Here is a 16,329-nt window from a genome sequence, read left to right on the forward strand (position 1 = left end):
ATCAGGTCCGACCCGAGGCGGACGGTGGCGGTTCGGTCCGCCTCGAGGTTGATTCGCGCGGTCGACCCAGGGCCCGACTGGCTCGATATCGCCCTTGCGGTCGCCTGTTTCGCGGTCTTCACCGGGCCACTGCTGATCGGCCTCACCGACGGGATCGGATCGAAACCGATGATCGCGGCCTACGGGGCCGCCGCGGTCGCGCCGCTGCTGCTCCGCCGCCGCCTGCCGCTCACCGTGCTGTTCGCCGTGACGGCCGTGCTGTGCGTGGCCGCCCTCGCCGGTGTGCGGTTCACGCCATGGGTGAGCAATGCGGGACCGGCCTTCGGCGTGGCCGTGCTGACCCTCGCCGATCGGCGGCCGCGCCGGGAGTCGCTGCTCGCCACCGGTGCGACGCTCATCGCCGTCTACATCACCATGATGGCCGCATTCCATTGGCACACCGATCAGGATCAGAACTTCGTGCAGCTGATCGTCGCGGTTCCGGCCTGGCTGGCCGGGGACATGCTGCGCACCCGCCGCGCGTACCGCCGCGCACTCACCGAGCAGCGGCGCGCCCGGGATGCGGAGGCGGAGCTCAGGACTCGCGCCGAGGAGCGGCTGCGAGTGGCGCGAGACGTACACGATCTGCTCTCGCATACCTTGAGCATGGTGGCCGTCCGGTCGGGCGTGGCCCGGCTGGTCATCGATCACAACCCCGAGGAGGCGCGCCTGGCGCTGACCACCATCGAGACCGCCAGCAGATCCGCCTTGACCGAACTGCGGGCGGTGCTCGCGCAAATCCGCGAACCCACACCCCCGGACGACGACCCCGCCGAACCCGGACTCGACGAGATCGCGGGCCTGATCGCCCGCATCGGCCACGACGGCCTGATCGTGGACCAGAGCGTTTCCGGCACCCCCGCCGACTACCCGCCACTGCTCCAGACCACGGTGTACCGCATTGTGCAGGAAGCACTCACGAACATCGTCAAGCACGCGCACACCGACCGCGCGCGGATCGAGATCCAGCACGAACCGCACACCCTCACCGTATCCATCGCCGACGACGGGCCGGTCACACCGGGCCCGCGCGGCAGCGTGAACCCCGCGGTTTCGGGACTCGCCGACAACCCTCGCGGGCCCGGCGACAACGACCCGAGACTCGACAACAGCGACCCGGAACTCGGCAACAGCGAACTGGGGCTCGGCAGCAATCCAGGGCTCTGCAACAGCAATCCGGAGCTAAGCAGCAGCGATCCGGAGCTCAGCGGCAGCGGCCCGGACCTCAGCAGCAGCGGCCCGGACCTCAGCAGCATCGGCCCGGACCTCAGCAGCAGCGATCCCGACCTCAGCAGCAGCGATCCCGACCTCAGCAGCAGCGATCCCGACCTCAGCAGCAGCGATCCCGACCTCAGCAGCAGCGATCCCGACCTCAGCAGCAGCGGTTCGGACCTCAGCGGCAGCGGTTCGGGTCTCGGGCTGGCCGGGATGCGGGAGCGGGTGGCGCTGTTCGACGGGCGGTTCGAGGCGGGGCCGCGGCCCGGCGGCGGGTTCACCGTCACCGCGAGTTTCCCCATCGGCGAGGATGGACGCCATGGCTGACGCCTCCCCCGCGACCGGACGGCACCCGATCCGGGTGCTCATCGCCGATGACGAAGCGCTGGTGCGGGCGGGATTCCGGGTCCTGGTCGAGGCCGCGCCGGATCTCACCGTGATCGGCGAGGCCGGTAATGGCGGCGAAGCCGTGCGCCTGACCCGCAGCCTGCACCCCGACGTCGTTCTCATGGATATCCGCATGCCGATCATGGACGGCCTGGAAGCCATGCGGCACATCGCATCCGACGGCACTGACGCCCCAAACGTGCTCATAGTGACCACCTTCGATCAGGACGAGCACGTCTTCCGCGCATTGCGCTGCGGCGCAGCCGGATTCATCCTCAAGGACTCGCCCCCCGAGCAGCTGTTGCACGCGATCCGCGTCGTGGCCGCCGGTGACGCCCTCCTGACCCCGAACATCACCCGCCGCCTCATCACCGCCTTCGCCCGCCACCCCGCCACTCCCGCAACCGAATCCACCCTCCCCGCCACCCTCACCGACCGCGAACGCGAGGTCCTCGCCCACATCGCCACCGGCCGCTCCAACGCCGAAATCGCCACCGCCCTCCACCTCGGCGTCGCCACCGTCAAGACCCACGTCGGCCGCCTGCTCACCAAACTCGACGCCCGCGACCGTGCCCAACTCGTCGTCCTCGCCTACGAAACCGGAACGGTCACCCCCGGCGGCCGATGAAACCACCCGCATTCAGTCCACTACGACACCATCGACAAGAACCGCGAAAACCGCCGCATCCCAAGGCGTTGCGTCCACCCCCGCCAGAATCGCATCCAACAGCGGCGCATACGCCAGGCTCCCCGGCCCATAGTGCCCACCGGCCCGCGCACTCGCCATCACGGCCCGGATGATGATCGCGTACACCTCGGCAAGCGGCACCGCGACGGTACTCCCCGCAGCCTCGGCACCCTGCAACAGATACTCCGCAGCAGCGATAACGTCTGCCAGCACCCGGATTTCGAGCTCACGCGCACTGTCGGCCGGATACATGCGATCACCACGCTCGATGTTTGCCGTGCAGGCGATGAGTATTGCGGAGCGGCACACGGTGGAACTCGAATCCGCCCCCACACACCGGCGCTGTCGGCGCGTCTGAGGCCGGGGAGTCGGCTGCCGCATCCAATAGCGCGCTCATCGACAGGATGAGGCAACCGACCAGAACGACGACCAACGCGATTGTTTCCCAAAGCATTACGAGCCTCCTCGCCGGTGCTTATCGCAGCTTCAGCTGTCTGTGGAGACCATTGTGTTCGCGGAAACCCACACGGAAACAACAATTTGAGAAATAAAATTGAAGTGTGCAGTGCACGTGTGCGTGAAGAACACTCCCCAGATAGCGAGGCTAACGAAATGGCCGGTTTGACGTTCTCCCGCACGGATTTCGGAAGTTTCATTCAGGGAATGCGAAAGCGCGCCCCACATACGGCGTTGTCGAGAGCGGCGGATCATCTCGAAGTGACCCGGTTTGTGTTGATGCGCATGGAGGAGGGATTGCCGACGAAGCAAACGACACCGCAGTTGAAGAGCCTGCTCGAATACTACGAAGCCTCTCAATCGGATACCACGCAGGCATTGCGACTGTGGGCCGAAGTTCGCGAACAAGACAAATCCGCCAAGGCGCAAGGAAATTCGAAAGGATTCTGGAAGGCGTACACCGACCAGATCGCCCCGAACTTTCCCAAGTTTCTACGCCTCGAAGGAGCAGCGAACCACATCGTGGCGCACCAGATCGTTGTGGTTCCAGGCTTGTTGCAGATACCGGACTACCGCCGCGCCATCGTTCGCATCAATGAACCCGAGTTGTCCGCAGTGGATTTGGAGCGCCGCCTCGAACTCACCGCACACCGCCAGGCACGGCTGAACGAATCCGATTTCCGGTTGGAGGTCTTCCTTTCGGAAGCAGTGCTGCGCCACCGTCCCGCGAGCGCGCCGTTCATGGCGGACCAACTCGCCTGGCTGATGGAAGCAAGTGAGCGAACCAATGTCAGTATCCGCGTCGTTCCCTTCTCCACCGGGCCTCATCCTGGATTGACGATGCTGATCTTCACCCTGCTGCAGTTCCCGAAGGGCGCGAGTGGAATGACACTGCCGCCCGTGGTTTACGCCGAGGGCGCGATAGGCACGACGTTCCACGAGCACAGCGAGGAAGTCAACCAGTATCGACAGGCCATCGAAGGGTTGCGGGCGGTAGCGTTGACAGAACAGGGCACCCGAGACATGGTGTCGCGCATTGCGAAGGAGTACGCGGCGTGAAAAATCCGGTGCGAGGCGAGTGGTACAAGTCGAGCCGGTCCGACGGTGGAAAACAGTGCGTCGAGGTCTATCACGACCTGGCCCGAACCGGCATACGCGACTCCAAAAACCCGACCGGTCCCGAACTATGGTTCAGCGGCGAACAGTGGGACCGGTTCCTACACAGCGGCATCTGGCAGGTCTGAGCCGGGTCACGACGGCGGGATGAGGACATCGTCGAAGCGACCAACCCGAGCCGCCGTTCGCGGATGATGTCGAGCAGTCGACCGTAGGCATGGGCCACCGCTCCCGCCCACCGTGAGAAGCCGTTTCCGAAACCGTCGGTGACTGTTGATCAGGCAGCGAGTCGGGTTGTGGCGATGGAGATGCGGTGACCGGTGGGCAGTTGCCGGGCGGACGCGGAGGCGATGAACTGGTCGTGTAGTGCGTTGAGTTGTTCGTTGTCGAGAAGTGTTGTCTCGTAATATTTTTGGATCACCAGCTGCCAAATCTGTTCGGGGTTGCCGCTGAGGCCGAGGGTGACCTGTTCCCAGATGACCGGCTCGAATCCGGCAGGGATGAGCAGTTCGTCGAGCGCCAGCGGCCTTGTCCGCAGTGAGGTCGTAGCTGGTTCGCCCGTCACCGGTCGGATGGGCGAACACGAACTCCGACATCGCTGTCGGTGCCCGATCATGCGCACTGTTGCCATCGCCGAGGTGGCCAACTTCATGCGCGGTCGGCGGATCAGAGGTTCGTCTCGAGGGTGAGTCCGGACGCTCGGGCGTAGGAGTCAGGCTTCCAACACCAGGAACAGGAAGGCCAGGAACCTCGGGTCCTCGCGGTCCTGGAAGAACTCGGGGAACCGCTCCACCGCTTCCGGGGCAGGTCCCGGTTCCTCGACGCGGGTGACACGGAACCCGCTGTCGAAGAATGTCCGGAACATCGTCGACAAGGACCGATCCCAGAACGTGAGGTCTGCGTCCTGCCCGGCCATATCGGTCATTTTGCGTTGGCGCGTGGCGAAGTAGTTCGTGGTCTCTCCGGTCTGAAGCTGCGTGAACCACATGACGAGCGGGTGCTCCACCGAGAGGATCAGGCGACCTCCGGGCTTGAGCACGCGGCGCATCTCCGCCAGCGGGGAGTTCCAATCTTCGAGGTAGTGCAGCGCGAGGGAGCAGACAATGTCGTCGAATGTGTTGTCGCCGAACGGTAGAGGGTCAGCCAGATCCCCGACGTGCAGCTCTGCGGCGGCCCCGACTCTGTCGGTGGCGATGTCGATCAGGGCCTGGCTGCCGTCGATTCCGACCGCTGTCGCTCCGCCTTCGATGAGGTCGACGAGCGTGGGACCCGAGCCGCACCCGGCGTCCAGCACATGCTTGCCCGTCACGTCACCGAGCAGGTTCCGGATCGCGGGCCGGTTATAGTACTCGTTGAGCAGGCTCGTCGCGTTCTCCGCGGCGTAGGCCTCGGCGATTGGGTCGTACGCTCCCGCGCCGCCGGAGCCGGTCCGCTGCGTTGGTGTGCCCACGTGCTCGACGCTAACACGGCAGTCGCGGATGAGCGTTGCAGGCGAGAAGCGCACCGCCGCGGAACGAAGAGAACCTCCACGCTGGATTCACTCCTCGAACATGCTGTCGCGCAGGCCAACAGTACACCCTGCATCGGCCACCGGCCTCTGAATCGATGAACTCCACCCAGCAATCATCAGCGGGCGACGGCGACGACGGCACCCACGACCGACTCCGAGCAAACAGTCGAAACCAACGATCCGCGTCAGGTTTATTGGCACAGCCGCATGTGTGCCAGAACGATGGCACTATGTCAGATGAATCGGCCAGGAGTGCCGCGGTGACAGGGGTGAGGTTCCGCTACTCGCCCCACGACCTCTACCTTCAGGATAAGACACAGGCCGGGGCTTGCGGCAAGACCCGGGCCATGCGGCAGAATCGCTCGTCCCACCAGGCAGAGGAAAGGATTCACGTGTCCGCGAATCTCGATGATGGACCGTTCTTCCACGGCACGATCGCTGATCTGCTCGTGGGCGAGTTCCTCACCGCAGGCCGCCCATCCAACTACCGCCCCGAGATCGTGATGAACCACATCTATTTCACCGCTGTTGTCGATGGGGCCGGACTCGCCGCGGAGATCGCCGCAGAACTCTGCGAGGGAGACGCGATTCCGCGGGTCTACGCGGTAGAGCCGACCGGGCCGTTCGAGAATGACCCGAACGTGACCGACAAGAAGTTTCCGGGTAACCCGACCCGGTCGTACCGCAGTAGCGCCCCGCTGCGCATCGTTGGTGAGATCACCGACTGGACACGCCTCACACCCGAACAACTGCAGACCTGGCGGCAACGGCTGTCGACCGTTGTGCGAGGCGAGATACTGAACTGACGACAACCCGCGACAACCATGCAGAAGTGTCTGGAAGCTCCGAGCGAGCAGCAGGAATGGCATTGTTCCGCATACACATCGGAGACTCCTTCGAGTTGGGTTTCGTTCGCGCCGATCGCGGTGAGCTGCTACTTACAGACGCTGCGAGGGCGGGATACACCGCGGCCACACATGATGCAGTCACGAAAAGCTCGCGAAGATGTCGACAGAAGATGTCGGCCAGCTGAAGGGAGAGACCATGGGCGACAAGCAGAAGACCCCCGACTGGGTTGCGGAAAGCGGCGCATGGGTGCTGGAAAACGGTCACCGAACCTTGTTGAAGCTGACCGGCGGTCGCTGGCCGCACAGGCTCGGCTCGATGCAAGCGTTGGAGCTGCACACCATCGGTCGCAGGACCGGTAAGCGGCGCTCCACGTTGTTGAGCTCGCCCATTTTCACTCCGGAGCGGATCGTCCTGACTGCCTCGCTCGGCGGCGCTTCGCACAACCCCGCCTGGTATCTGAATCTCGTTGCCCATCCCAATGTCGAGATCACCGTGCGCGGCGAGACCAAGCCGTACATCGCGCGCACCGCTTCCGCAGAGGAGAAGGCCGAGCTCTGGCCTGAGATCACCCGCGGCGTCGGCAACCCGTACGACGGATATCAGCGCAACACTGCGCGGGATATCCCGGTGGTTATCTGCGTACCGGCCTGACAGCGGCTCTTTCACGCCTCGATGGCCGATTCGGTCCGCCCAGTGCGCAACATAACAGTGCGTCGCAATGCAGCGGCGATCGGAGACCACGATTGTCCGATCGAGCGGCAATTGTGCGAGCTGAGGCCGACTCGCCAGAACTCGGCATTTCGGTGCGTTCGGTGGACACGGCCACCCGGCCGGGCACGCTCGATGGGAAGTCAGAGTTTGCCGATGTCAACGGATCTCAGCCTGACTTGCTGACTCGAGAGTTCACCGATAGCCGCCGTCCGGCTTGACCAGCGTAGCCACGATGGCGAGCGGATCGGGGCGGTCGGGCGATCGGGCTATGGCCGCCAGGGCGCTGCAGGCGCATCCTGTGAAGTGCGCGGGGTGGGTGGGTGTGGCCAGCATGCTGGGTTCTGGCCGACAAGGAGGAATGCATGGAAAGCGCGCCGAGCAGGACGGCGATGTTTGCGGCCGTGTCGCGTGGATTGTTTCGCCTGGAGACGGCGTCACCGTGGGTACTCGACGATGTGCTGGCCCTGGTGCTCGTCGGCCCGGTATGGCAGCAGCTGCGCGACCGGTTCGATCCGCTGTTCCCCGACCAGGTTCGGCGCGAGGCCCGCGCGTCCGCCTGCACCCGCAGCCGGTACGCCGAGGACCGGCTGGCTGCTGGCGCCTTCACACAGTTCGTGATTCTCGGTGCGGGGCTCGACTCGTTCGCGTGGCGGCGGCCGGATCTGCTCGGCTCGCTGACGGTGTTTGAGGTTGATCACCCCGCCTCCCAGGCATGGAAGCTCGAGCGCGCCAGAGAGCTCGGCCTGCCGCTCAGCGCCTCGCAGGTATTCGTGCCGGTTGATTTCGAGGCCGGACCGGTTCGGGATGGTTTGGGCGCGGCCGGGTTCGACTGGGCACAGCCGACGATGTTCTGCTGGACGGGCGTCGCCCCCTATCTGACGGCACAGGCGATCGAGTCGACGTTGCACACGATCGCGGCGGCCGCTCCCGGGTCCGAGGTGGTGTTCTCCTACCTGGCCGAGGACGCTGCGCTCGACGACGCCGGGACGGAATACGCCCGTATCTACCCCCCGATCGCGGCTTCTGTCGGCGAGCCTCTGCAGCCTGGCTGGCCGGTATCCGAGATCGAGAGCCTGGTCAGCCAGTGCGGGCTCAAGGTCGTCGACCACCACACACGCGCAGACCTCCAGCAGCGGTACTTCGCCGACCGTACCGATGGCCTGCGACCGTCTACCTTCGAGACCCTGCTGACCGCGCGAGTCACCTGAGCGAGTCGTGTCGTCCGCGAACACCCGCGTCGCCACGAACCAACCTCCGACACAGACCAACTGCGGAAGGTTCCAGCTGTGGCCGGTCGAGTCAGCGTGCCACGCGGCCGTAGCGGATGTGCTGGGGTTGGTTGCTCAGCTGATACTGCTTATCCATCTGGTGATCATGACGAGGTGAGTCAGGATCGATCGTGCCGGTCGAGGTCTTGAGGTTCACGTGGCGTGAATGTTTAGCGTCGAAGTGCCGGATGGACCGGCGGAGTTCCAACGGGGAGGTAGTGGGTCGTGTCCTGGTCGATTGTGGAAGTCGCCCGTATGTCCCGGGTGACCACGCGGACACTTCGGCACTACGACGAGATCGGCCTGCTGTCGCCAGCAGGCGTCCGTAGCAACGGCTACCGCTTCTACGAGCAAGCGCAGTTGCTGCGCCTGCAGCAGATTCTGGTGTTGCGGGAACTGGATCTCGGGCTCGATGAGATCGCAGCGATTCTCGACAGACCGATCGACTGGTGGCGCTGCGGGAACATCACGCGAGATTGCTGCGTGAACGTGACCGCCTCGATCAAGCGGTGCACACGATCGCCCGCACCATCGAGGAACTCCAGACACAGGAAGGAACAACGGGCATGCCCGAAATCAACAGGCCGGAAAACCTTTTCGAGGGACTCGACCCGAGTCGGTACGAAGCAGAGGCGCTGAAACGCTGGCCCGATCTGGCGGAGGCGGTGGACCGCTCGAAGGCGTACACCAGCTCCCTGTCAGCCGAGGAGATCGCGCGAATGCAGAAGGAGACGACCGCAGCGATGATCCGCATGGCTGAGCTGATGGCAGCGGAAACGCCTGTCAGCGATGCGGCCGTGCAGTCCGAGATCGACGCCGCATACCAACTCATCAGTGTCACCTGGAACCCGGACGCACAGATGTTCAAGCAAATTGCCCAGACCTACCTCGACGACCCCACCGCCACCGCAAGTTTCGATCAGATCGCTCCAGGACTGGCCACCTACTACCGCGACGCGATGGTGGTCTTCGCTGATACCAGACTTCCGTAGCCGACAGCCGCCCACACCCATCCGGGTACGCCAAGCGGTCGCCAGGAGCAGTCACTGGCCTGTCACCTCCGCGGCTCGGTAATCGCTCATCGGCATTTCAGGATGTCCTGCGCGACAGACGATCTCGTGATCGGCTCGACCGATAAGCAGCCGTTATCGGCGGTCAGAACCTCCCTCTCTCCTCCGAACTACAGTCGGCTGGCGGTGATGTGCTGTTTTGGACTCGCGTCCGCTGGAGTTGATCAGGGAGAAGGACCAGGTTGCGTTCGATGCGACCGGCCGGGCGTGTGCTGCGGTGGGTTGGCGGTATGCGGTGTGCGATCGGCTCGATGGGCCTCTGGGTTGCGAATCAGCCGGTGACTGGCGGGCTATCAGCATCCGTGGTGCATGAACACCGAGGTTGCCAAGCGGCTGGTGGAGGTGTTTGCGACGTCGAGGCGCAACGTTCACCCGCGGTGATTCATAGCCTTTCGGTGCGCGGCGGCGACGGCCTCGGACGCGCCCCCGTTCTGGTAGTACCAGGGGTACTGGAACATGTGGTGACTGGTGCGATCGAAGACCGCGGCGAGCTCCGACCATCGACCGGCGTGGGCGAGCACGTATCCCAACACGCTCATGTCGTGAAGCATCAGGGCGTGCATCGGCGGCTGCGACCCCATCAGGACGGCCATCGCCCGGTCGATGTCCGCTTGTGCGCGCGGCGTCGTCCAGAGTGGGTGGGGCGGATCGACGGCCACCCGATGATCCCCGTGTTCACGCAGCATGTATTCGCAGTGCGCTTGGAGCGGCACGACCACCAATGGAGAACCCTTCGGTGCTTCCGATGCGGCGGTCTCAGCGAACTCGTACATCTGCTCGTGCGAGCCGTACCATTTCTCGGACGAGAACTGCAGGGCGGCAATATATCCGGCCCTGTTGTAGGGATCGCGTGCGCAGGTTTCCTTCCAATACGACCGGAACGAGTCCGGGGATTCTTGCCCACCGATCACCAACCACAGCCTCGCGACCCATGGAGTCGGATCATCCGGGTTCAACTCGATCGCCCGCACACACCACTGCTGCGCACGGCGCAAGATCGTGGCGAAGTTGGCCATTGCCTCGTCCGAGGTCTGACTCGCGTAGGCGCTCCCCCGAGCGTTCCAGGCGCACAATACTTCCGCTTTCGCCCGCAGCACATGCGCATCGGGATCGTCCGGTCGTTCGGCACACCATCCGACCAACCACGTCATATCCGGTGCCGCCGACTCCGCCAGTGCCTCCACGCGGTAGGAACGCCGATCCCAGTCACGCCCGGTCGCCGCGAGCAGCTTCGCCGCGGGCATCCAGCTCCCGGTCGTCTTGATCTCGTCGAGCGCCGTCTTCAACGCCGAATCGTCTGCGGCCCATTCGGTAACTACCACCGGTGTGGGCCTGTGTCCGAAGCGGCGGAGGAACCCCATCTCAAACTTCCAATCTCACATCCAGCCCGAACGGCATGTTCGCGGCGCGCTCATGATCAACACTAGCGGGCCGGTGCGATACATACCGAGCGGTCCACTGGTGGACGGGAGGGCGGCAGACACCGGGCCGTCAGAAGCCCTAGCTCAATTCGACGATCTGCTCGTTTCTGGCCCTGACAGGCCAGGGCCACCGGTGCGGCGCAGTCCTCGCGCTGCAATCCGCACCGACCGCGTCGGCACGCTTCTAGGAGCCAGCGCCGACATCTGCCCTTGTGTTTGACCTTCGTATGGTTGGCTTCGGCAACACACGGGTTGCGGATGCTCTGCGCCGCAGAACATCTCGCCACGCTGCCTGCGCCGGACGCGGCATGTCAGTGCGTTGCAGGAGTCGGCAGCCTCATGAACGTGTGTCGTCCGCGCAGTGCTGGAACCCAGCGCCGGGCAGGCTGCTCGAACACGAGTCGAAACTTGCGGAGGACCACGCGCGGTGGAAGCGTCCACTTTGATATGGGGCGGAAATCGTAGCGGGCGAAGTAAGCGGGCTTCGCGGTGGCAAGCCACACGAAAGCCGCCCCGGATTCTGCTGCCTTCGTCAAGCACGCCTGCATGAGTAACGCGCCCACGCCTCGGTTTTGCGCGACCGGATCGACCGCGACCGCCAATATCTCCGCGTTCGCACGCGTATGGCGGTGCAGCGCCGCACACCCCACCGGACGTTCACCCGTCTCCGCGATCACGAAGTCGTCGAGATCGCGGAGAATCCGCCGACCGGATTGCTGAAACAACGACGCGTCGGCGGCATTCGCGGCGAGGACTCGCCGGATCGCTCCGACATCCGCCCTGGTCGCCCGGCGCACCGACACGATGTCGAATCCATTCCCCACGAACCGGATTCAACCACGACGGACGTTTCCGAAAGGTGCGAACATCGGCATGAGCGGATGCTCGTTGCCAGTACTCGAAGGTGCCGGATGTGGACACACGATCACCGGGAACTGGTGGCGGCGTCGGCCGAGAAGGCTCCGCCACCAGTTCCCGGTGATCAGTTGACCAGTCGGCAATGCGGCAGCGGAGACGGGCGCTTTGCGCTGGCTGGTTCGGTCAGCGCGGGTGGTCCGCAAGCTTCCGCAATCCGCATGGTTGACCGACAACTACCCGGACTTCGGTGGCTCCGGCCGCGGCCTCGTCGAGTCGACGATCTTCGACAGCCACATCAGAGGTGGTTGGTACGGCCCAGCGGACCTCGGCGACGAGGACAACGGTTTCGGCGACGAGAAGGACATGCCGCAGAGGCGGCGGGTCTGATGGCCTGGTACCTCCGCGGCGGCCTATTCGACAAGTTCGATTCGTTCGAGCGGGCAACAGCCTTCGACATCGCCCTACGCGAACAGTGGGACCGGTTCCTACACAGCGGGATCTGGCAGGTCGGAGCTGGGTCATGGCGGCGGTAGCAGGACGTCGTTGAGGGTTACGAGGTCGAGTCGGCGTTCGCGGATGATGTCGAGGAGTTGGCCGTAGACATGGGTGACCGGTGGGTGGTTGGCGTGGCCGATCACGATGGCCTGGGCGTTGAAGTAGCGGCGGGCGCAGTCGAGCAGGTAGTCCTCGGTGATCAGGCCCGAATCCGATAGGGATCCGTACCACATGGTCGGCACCGTGTAGCCGAGGTCGGCGGCGACGCGGTCGACGGCGGTGTTGTGCCTGCCGAAAGGCGGCCGATAGTACGGCGTGCCATCGACCCCGAATGTATTGCGCAGGAACGGCTTCGTCCGCCCTAGCTGATCAGCCACCGCCGCATCCGCCATCGTGGTGAGATCCGGATGACTCCAACTGTGATTGCCCAGCTGGATCTGCCCCGATTCGACCAATGGCCGCAGTTGCTCGCTGTGCACGGTCCACGACTCGAACTGCCCTGTGACAAAGAAGGTGAACCGGGCCCCGCTATCGCGCGCGAACCGGATATAAGCGCCGACGACATCGGAATTCGCGCCATCGTCGACCGTCAACGCGAGGTTGTTGCCGCTCCCCGGAAGCGCGGTCAAAGTGCCCCGATCGATAGCAACCGGCACAGGCCGCGGCGTCGTACTCGGCACGGCGACTTCCGGACTCGGCACGGCGGGTATCGAAACCGGCGACGGAGCCCCACCCGACTGCTCGACTGCCGCCGTATCGCTCTCCCCCGCGAGCCGGACCCCACCCAGCGCTCCCACGGTCCCCGCGGCGAGCGGCACCAACATTCGCCGTCTCTTCAGAACGGCGGGCCGATGACCGGCGGTTCTCCGACGTGACTCTGCCATGCCAGCCAGTGTGCTGAATATTTGCTGATATTGCACGTCTCTCGACCGGCAACCCGGCCCTAGCGGGATGCCGCCCGCCAGTCGCGCGGGGAGATGCCGTGTTCGCTGCGGAAGAGGCGGGCGAAGTAGCCGGGGTCGGGGAGGCCGGTGTGGCGGGCGATATCGCGGAGGGACAGGGGGTCGGGGTAGTGCTGTTCGATGATGTCGTAGACCTGGGTGAGCAGGGGGTCGTCGGTGCGGGGGTCGGTGACCACGTCAGCGGAGAGGCGGGCGAGGTCGACGAGCAGGAGGGTCAGGTGGGCGGTGATCGCTCGGCGGAAGCCGTCCCGGCGTTGGGCCAGTTCGGTTTCCAGGCCGGTGATGGCGAGATTCCAGAGTTCGCGGCGCTCGGTGGGCAGTTCGAGGCGCAGCAGACCACCGGATTGGCGGTGTCGGAAGGGGAACAGCAGCGGATGCCCGAGCTGGGGAGCGGAGGCGGGATCGTCGAGCGCGGCGGGGTCGAAGAAGATGACGAAGGCGTGGTCGTCGGCCGGGACGGTGGCCGGGTCGACGACTCGACCGGCCGCGATGACGGCGACCACGCCGGACCGGGGCAGGTACACCAGCGCGGGGAATTCGTGGATGTGCCTGTGCTCCTCGTGGTGTCCCCCGTCGAGCCGGACCACGGTGACCGGCGGGGTCGCCGGATCGGTGTGGTAGCCGAAGACCGGGATCCCGTCGCGCTGACGCACCAGCCGCGAGCTGTCGGCCATATCGCCGAGAGTAGTCCGGATACTTCCGAATATCGTCCCACTGCACGGCCAATCCGGCGCCCACCATCGATGGCATGACCGAACATCGTCCGGACTCCGTGACGCACTATCTGGGCAATCGCCACGACTACCTGCCCGCCGCGGGCAACGACCTGCTGTTACCCGCCTACGATCTGCTCACCCGGCTGCTGGGGATCGGCGGGGTGCACGACCGGCTCGTCGAGCAGGCCGAGCTCGAACCGGGGCATCGTGTGCTGGAAATCGGCTGCGGCACCGGCAATCTCACGCTGCGCGCGCACGCCGCCGGGCCGGGTATCGAGGTGGTCGGCTCCGATCCCGATCCCCGCGCCCTGGCCCGCGCCGCGAGGAAGGCGCGCGGCCGCGACGGTATCCGCTTCGAGCGCGGCTACGCGCAGCAATTGCCGTACCGCGACGGCGAATTCGACCGGGTGCTGTCCGCCATGATGCTGCACCATCTGGATCCCGACGTGCGGGTCGCCATGGCCGCCGAGGTGAAGCGGGTCCTGCGGCCGGGCGGCAGACTGCACCTGGTCGATATCGGCGACGACATCCACCACCCATTCCTCGACGCCGGATTCGATTGCACCGCAACGGCTTCCCACAAGCACCGGATTATCGGACGGCTCACCTACTACCGAGCCGTCCGTCCGGCCTGATCCGTTACGAACGCTTCGCCGGTTCGGCCTCCGGCTGTTTCCGCGAGGCAAGCAGGCTGGTGATCGTGGTGATCACCAGGACGGCGCAGATGACGACGAGGGAGAACGGGGTGGAAATTTCGGGGGTGTTCACACCGGATTCGTGCAGCGCGTGCAGGACCAGCTTGACGCCGATGAAGCCCAGGATGACCGACAGCCCGTAACTGAGGTGCACCAGCTTCTTCAGCAACCCGCCGAGCAGGAAGTACAGCTGGCGCAGGCCCATCAACGCGAAAGCGTTGGCGGTGAAGACGATATAGGGGTCCTGGGTCAGGCCGAAGATCGCCGGAATGGAGTCCAGGGCGAACAGGATGTCGGTGGTGCCGATGGCGAGCATCACCACCATGAGCGGGGTCAGCACACGCTTGCCATTGTTCTCGATGAACAGCTTGGTGCCGTGGTACCGGTCGGCGACGCCGAACTTCCGCTCGATGGACTTGAGCAGCCGGTTCTCCTCGAACTCCTCGTCCTCCTCCTCGGCCCTGGCCTCCCGAATCAGCTTCCACGCCGTGTAGATGAGGAACGCACCGAAGATGTAGAACACACACGAGAAACTGGAGATGATCGCCGCGCCCGCCCCGATGAACACCGCGCGCAGCACCAGGGCGATCAGAACACCGAACAACAGCACCCGCTGCTGCAAATGCGAAGGCACCGAGAACTTCGCCATGATCAGCACGAAGACGAAGAGATTGTCCACACTCAACGACTTCTCGGTAATGAACCCGGCAAAGAACTCGGTGGAGGCCTGCGCCTCCCCGAACACCATCAGCCCGAGCCCGAAGGCAACCGCCAGCACGATCCACACCACCGTCCAGATGCCAGCTTCCTTCATCGACACGTCATGAGGCTTACGCCCGATGAAGAAGTCCGCCGCAATGAGCACCCCCAACCCGGCGACGGTCAGCACCCAAAGGGTCAACGAAACATCCACTACGCACGCCTCCGGGGCAGATCTCTACAACAGAACCAAACGGAATTGCTCCCCTCCGTGGGCACGAGGCTACCGGGGGCGGCCTCAAAGGTAAAGAAACCCCCAAATAATGGTCAGCGTGTAGTCAATCAGCAGCCCTCCGGCTACCTCAGATCCGCCGGTTCGCCAGCACGGGCAGCACCCGCCGGACCTGGGCGACGCGGTCGAGGTCGATCGGCACGGTCAGCAGACCGGGTTCGGCATCGAGTGCGCCGAGCACCTGCCCGTCCGGGGCCACGACCACGCTGTGTCCGACGCCCAAAGGCGCTGTGGTGTGCGAGGTATCGAAGGCGGGGCGGGCCTGGCCGCAGGCCACGACGTAGGCGGTGGCATCGAGCGCCCGGGCGCGGGTGAGCAATTGCCACTGTTCGGCCTTGCCCGGTCCGTCGCCCCAGGATGCGGCGACCACGATCACCTCCGCGCCCTCCGCCGCCAGGCGCTGGAAGAGGGCCGGGAAGCGCAGGTCGTAGCAGATCGCGAAACCGATTCGGGTGCCGTCAATTTCGAGGAGCAGGGGCTTGTCGCCGGGTTCGACGGAATCGGATTCGGCATGGCCGAAGGCGTCGTAGACGTGGATCTTGTCGTAGTGGGCGTCCACGCCGCCGCCTGTGACCAGCAGGGTATTGCGCACCCGCCCGTCGGCGGCGGGTGCGAACATGCCCGCGGCCACCGTGACTCCGGCGCGCTCGGCGATCGATCGCACGGCCTCGGCCCACGGTCCGTCCAGGGGCTGCGCGACGGCGGCGAGCGGGCCGCCGAACGGATGCATCATCGCCTCGGGGAAGACCACCAATCGCGCGCCCTCGGCCGCCGCCCGGACGGTGTACTCCGCGAGGACGGCGAGGTTTGCCTCCGGGTCGCCGGTGCTGGTGACCTGCGCGAGGCCGATGGTGTGGAGCATGAAAACCATCCCTTCTGGTG

Annotated in this window: 21 protein-coding genes and 1 pseudogene; 11 read left to right on the forward strand and 11 right to left on the reverse strand. The window is 65.1% G+C overall.

Translation table 11 applies throughout. The features are described from left to right. Positions 1-24 precede the first annotated feature (24 nt). Both NC4_RS19385 and NC4_RS19390 read left to right on the forward strand, forming a co-directional pair. Positions 25-1,581, forward strand: a complete 1,557-nt coding sequence (locus NC4_RS19385; protein WP_157554892.1) for a sensor histidine kinase — start codon at positions 25-27, stop codon at positions 1,579-1,581. Beyond that, a complete protein-coding gene (locus NC4_RS19390; RefSeq protein WP_067541000.1) occupies positions 1,574-2,269 on the forward strand; it encodes a response regulator in 696 nt (231 codons plus the stop codon). The genes NC4_RS19385 and NC4_RS19390 overlap by 8 nt, the downstream gene beginning before the upstream one ends. Before the next feature lie 12 nt (positions 2,270-2,281). On the opposite strand, the gene NC4_RS19395 is transcribed toward NC4_RS19390, so the two are convergent. After that, the gene (locus tag NC4_RS19395; protein WP_067540303.1) at positions 2,282-2,581 is read right to left on the reverse strand and encodes a hypothetical protein; all 300 of its coding nucleotides are present in this window, start codon (positions 2,579-2,581) and stop codon (positions 2,282-2,284) included. Positions 2,582-2,902: 321 nt separating this feature from the next. Here NC4_RS19395 and NC4_RS19400 point away from each other — a divergent pair, with 321 nt between their 5' ends. Both NC4_RS19400 and NC4_RS19405 read left to right on the forward strand, forming a co-directional pair. Then, positions 2,903-3,844, forward strand: coding sequence for a DUF5753 domain-containing protein (locus tag NC4_RS19400; RefSeq protein WP_157554894.1), 942 nt, complete (start codon positions 2,903-2,905; stop codon positions 3,842-3,844). Positions 3,845-3,852: 8 nt separating this feature from the next. Then, on the forward strand, positions 3,853-4,029 hold the full coding sequence (locus NC4_RS19405) for a DUF397 domain-containing protein (protein WP_369690773.1): 177 nt from the start codon (positions 3,853-3,855) through the stop codon (positions 4,027-4,029). Between the two features lie 149 nt (positions 4,030-4,178). Here NC4_RS19405 and NC4_RS19410 read toward each other — a convergent pair whose 3' ends face one another. Together NC4_RS19410 and NC4_RS19415 are read right to left on the reverse strand one after the other, a co-directional pair. Next, on the reverse strand, positions 4,179-4,466 hold the full coding sequence (locus NC4_RS19410; RefSeq protein ID WP_067540311.1) for a hypothetical protein: 288 nt from the start codon (positions 4,464-4,466) through the stop codon (positions 4,179-4,181). A gap of 147 nt (positions 4,467-4,613) precedes the next feature. Then, a complete protein-coding gene (locus tag NC4_RS19415; RefSeq protein WP_067541002.1) occupies positions 4,614-5,351 on the reverse strand; it encodes a class I SAM-dependent methyltransferase in 738 nt (245 codons plus the stop codon). A gap of 452 nt (positions 5,352-5,803) precedes the next feature. Between NC4_RS19415 and arr the strand changes: the two genes are divergently transcribed. Further along, positions 5,804-6,217 carry an NAD(+)--rifampin ADP-ribosyltransferase gene (gene arr / locus NC4_RS19420; protein WP_067545142.1) on the forward strand — a complete coding sequence of 138 codons (414 nt, stop codon included), beginning with the start codon at positions 5,804-5,806 and terminating at the stop codon, positions 6,215-6,217. 238 nt (positions 6,218-6,455) lie between these two features. Beyond that, positions 6,456-6,911: a nitroreductase/quinone reductase family protein gene (locus NC4_RS19425; protein ID WP_067540314.1), complete on the forward strand. Its 456-nt coding sequence runs from the start codon at positions 6,456-6,458 to the stop codon at positions 6,909-6,911. A 252-nt stretch (positions 6,912-7,163) separates the two neighbouring features. Here NC4_RS19425 and NC4_RS40315 read toward each other — a convergent pair whose 3' ends face one another. Further along, positions 7,164-7,304, reverse strand: a complete 141-nt coding sequence (locus tag NC4_RS40315) for a hypothetical protein (RefSeq protein WP_157554896.1) — start codon at positions 7,302-7,304, stop codon at positions 7,164-7,166. Positions 7,305-7,333: 29 nt separating this feature from the next. Here NC4_RS40315 and NC4_RS19430 point away from each other — a divergent pair, with 29 nt between their 5' ends. Further along, positions 7,334-8,179: a class I SAM-dependent methyltransferase gene (locus tag NC4_RS19430; protein ID WP_067540317.1), complete on the forward strand. Its 846-nt coding sequence runs from the start codon at positions 7,334-7,336 to the stop codon at positions 8,177-8,179. Between the two features lie 91 nt (positions 8,180-8,270). On the opposite strand, the gene NC4_RS44010 is transcribed toward NC4_RS19430, so the two are convergent. Beyond that, positions 8,271-8,396 carry a hypothetical protein gene (locus tag NC4_RS44010; RefSeq protein WP_281186328.1) on the reverse strand — a complete coding sequence of 42 codons (126 nt, stop codon included), beginning with the start codon at positions 8,394-8,396 and terminating at the stop codon, positions 8,271-8,273. Positions 8,397-8,494: 98 nt separating this feature from the next. Here NC4_RS44010 and NC4_RS44725 point away from each other — a divergent pair. Continuing rightward, positions 8,495-8,614: pseudogene (locus NC4_RS44725) on the forward strand (MerR family DNA-binding transcriptional regulator); the annotation flags it as partial. 74 nt (positions 8,615-8,688) lie between these two features. Beyond that, positions 8,689-9,231, forward strand: coding sequence for a TipAS antibiotic-recognition domain-containing protein (locus NC4_RS41690; RefSeq protein WP_245721796.1), 543 nt, complete (start codon positions 8,689-8,691; stop codon positions 9,229-9,231). A gap of 446 nt (positions 9,232-9,677) precedes the next feature. On the opposite strand, the gene NC4_RS19440 is transcribed toward NC4_RS41690, so the two are convergent. Both NC4_RS19440 and NC4_RS19445 read right to left on the reverse strand, forming a co-directional pair. Beyond that, complete coding sequence (locus tag NC4_RS19440) at positions 9,678-10,595, reverse strand: hypothetical protein (protein ID WP_067540320.1); 918 nt, start codon at positions 10,593-10,595, stop codon at positions 9,678-9,680. Between the two features lie 446 nt (positions 10,596-11,041). Further along, on the reverse strand, positions 11,042-11,554 hold the full coding sequence (locus tag NC4_RS19445) for a GNAT family N-acetyltransferase (protein ID WP_067540323.1): 513 nt from the start codon (positions 11,552-11,554) through the stop codon (positions 11,042-11,044). A gap of 199 nt (positions 11,555-11,753) precedes the next feature. On the opposite strand from NC4_RS19445, the gene NC4_RS19450 reads away from it, so the two are divergent. Beyond that, positions 11,754-11,975: a hypothetical protein gene (locus NC4_RS19450; RefSeq protein WP_157554898.1), complete on the forward strand. Its 222-nt coding sequence runs from the start codon at positions 11,754-11,756 to the stop codon at positions 11,973-11,975. 131 nt (positions 11,976-12,106) lie between these two features. On the opposite strand, the gene NC4_RS19455 is transcribed toward NC4_RS19450, so the two are convergent. Together NC4_RS19455 and NC4_RS19460 are read right to left on the reverse strand one after the other, a co-directional pair. After that, a complete protein-coding gene (locus NC4_RS19455) occupies positions 12,107-12,907 on the reverse strand; it encodes a polysaccharide deacetylase family protein (protein WP_067540328.1) in 801 nt (266 codons plus the stop codon). 119 nt (positions 12,908-13,026) lie between these two features. Then, positions 13,027-13,719, reverse strand: coding sequence for a helix-turn-helix transcriptional regulator (locus tag NC4_RS19460; RefSeq protein ID WP_067540331.1), 693 nt, complete (start codon positions 13,717-13,719; stop codon positions 13,027-13,029). 74 nt (positions 13,720-13,793) lie between these two features. Here NC4_RS19460 and NC4_RS19465 point away from each other — a divergent pair, with 74 nt between their 5' ends. After that, complete coding sequence (locus tag NC4_RS19465; RefSeq protein WP_067540334.1) at positions 13,794-14,396, forward strand: class I SAM-dependent methyltransferase; 603 nt, start codon at positions 13,794-13,796, stop codon at positions 14,394-14,396. Between the two features lie 4 nt (positions 14,397-14,400). Here NC4_RS19465 and NC4_RS19470 read toward each other — a convergent pair whose 3' ends face one another. Together NC4_RS19470 and NC4_RS19475 are read right to left on the reverse strand one after the other, a co-directional pair. Beyond that, positions 14,401-15,369, reverse strand: coding sequence for a TerC/Alx family metal homeostasis membrane protein (locus tag NC4_RS19470; protein WP_067540337.1), 969 nt, complete (start codon positions 15,367-15,369; stop codon positions 14,401-14,403). Positions 15,370-15,517: 148 nt separating this feature from the next. Continuing rightward, entirely contained in the window at positions 15,518-16,318 is an 801-nt protein-coding gene (locus tag NC4_RS19475) for a carbon-nitrogen hydrolase family protein (RefSeq protein WP_439957537.1), read from the reverse strand. Positions 16,319-16,329: the final 11 nt, after the last annotated feature.

The organism is Nocardia crassostreae (genome assembly GCF_001613405.1).
Classification (GTDB): Bacteria; Actinomycetota; Actinomycetes; order Mycobacteriales; family Mycobacteriaceae; genus Nocardia; species Nocardia crassostreae.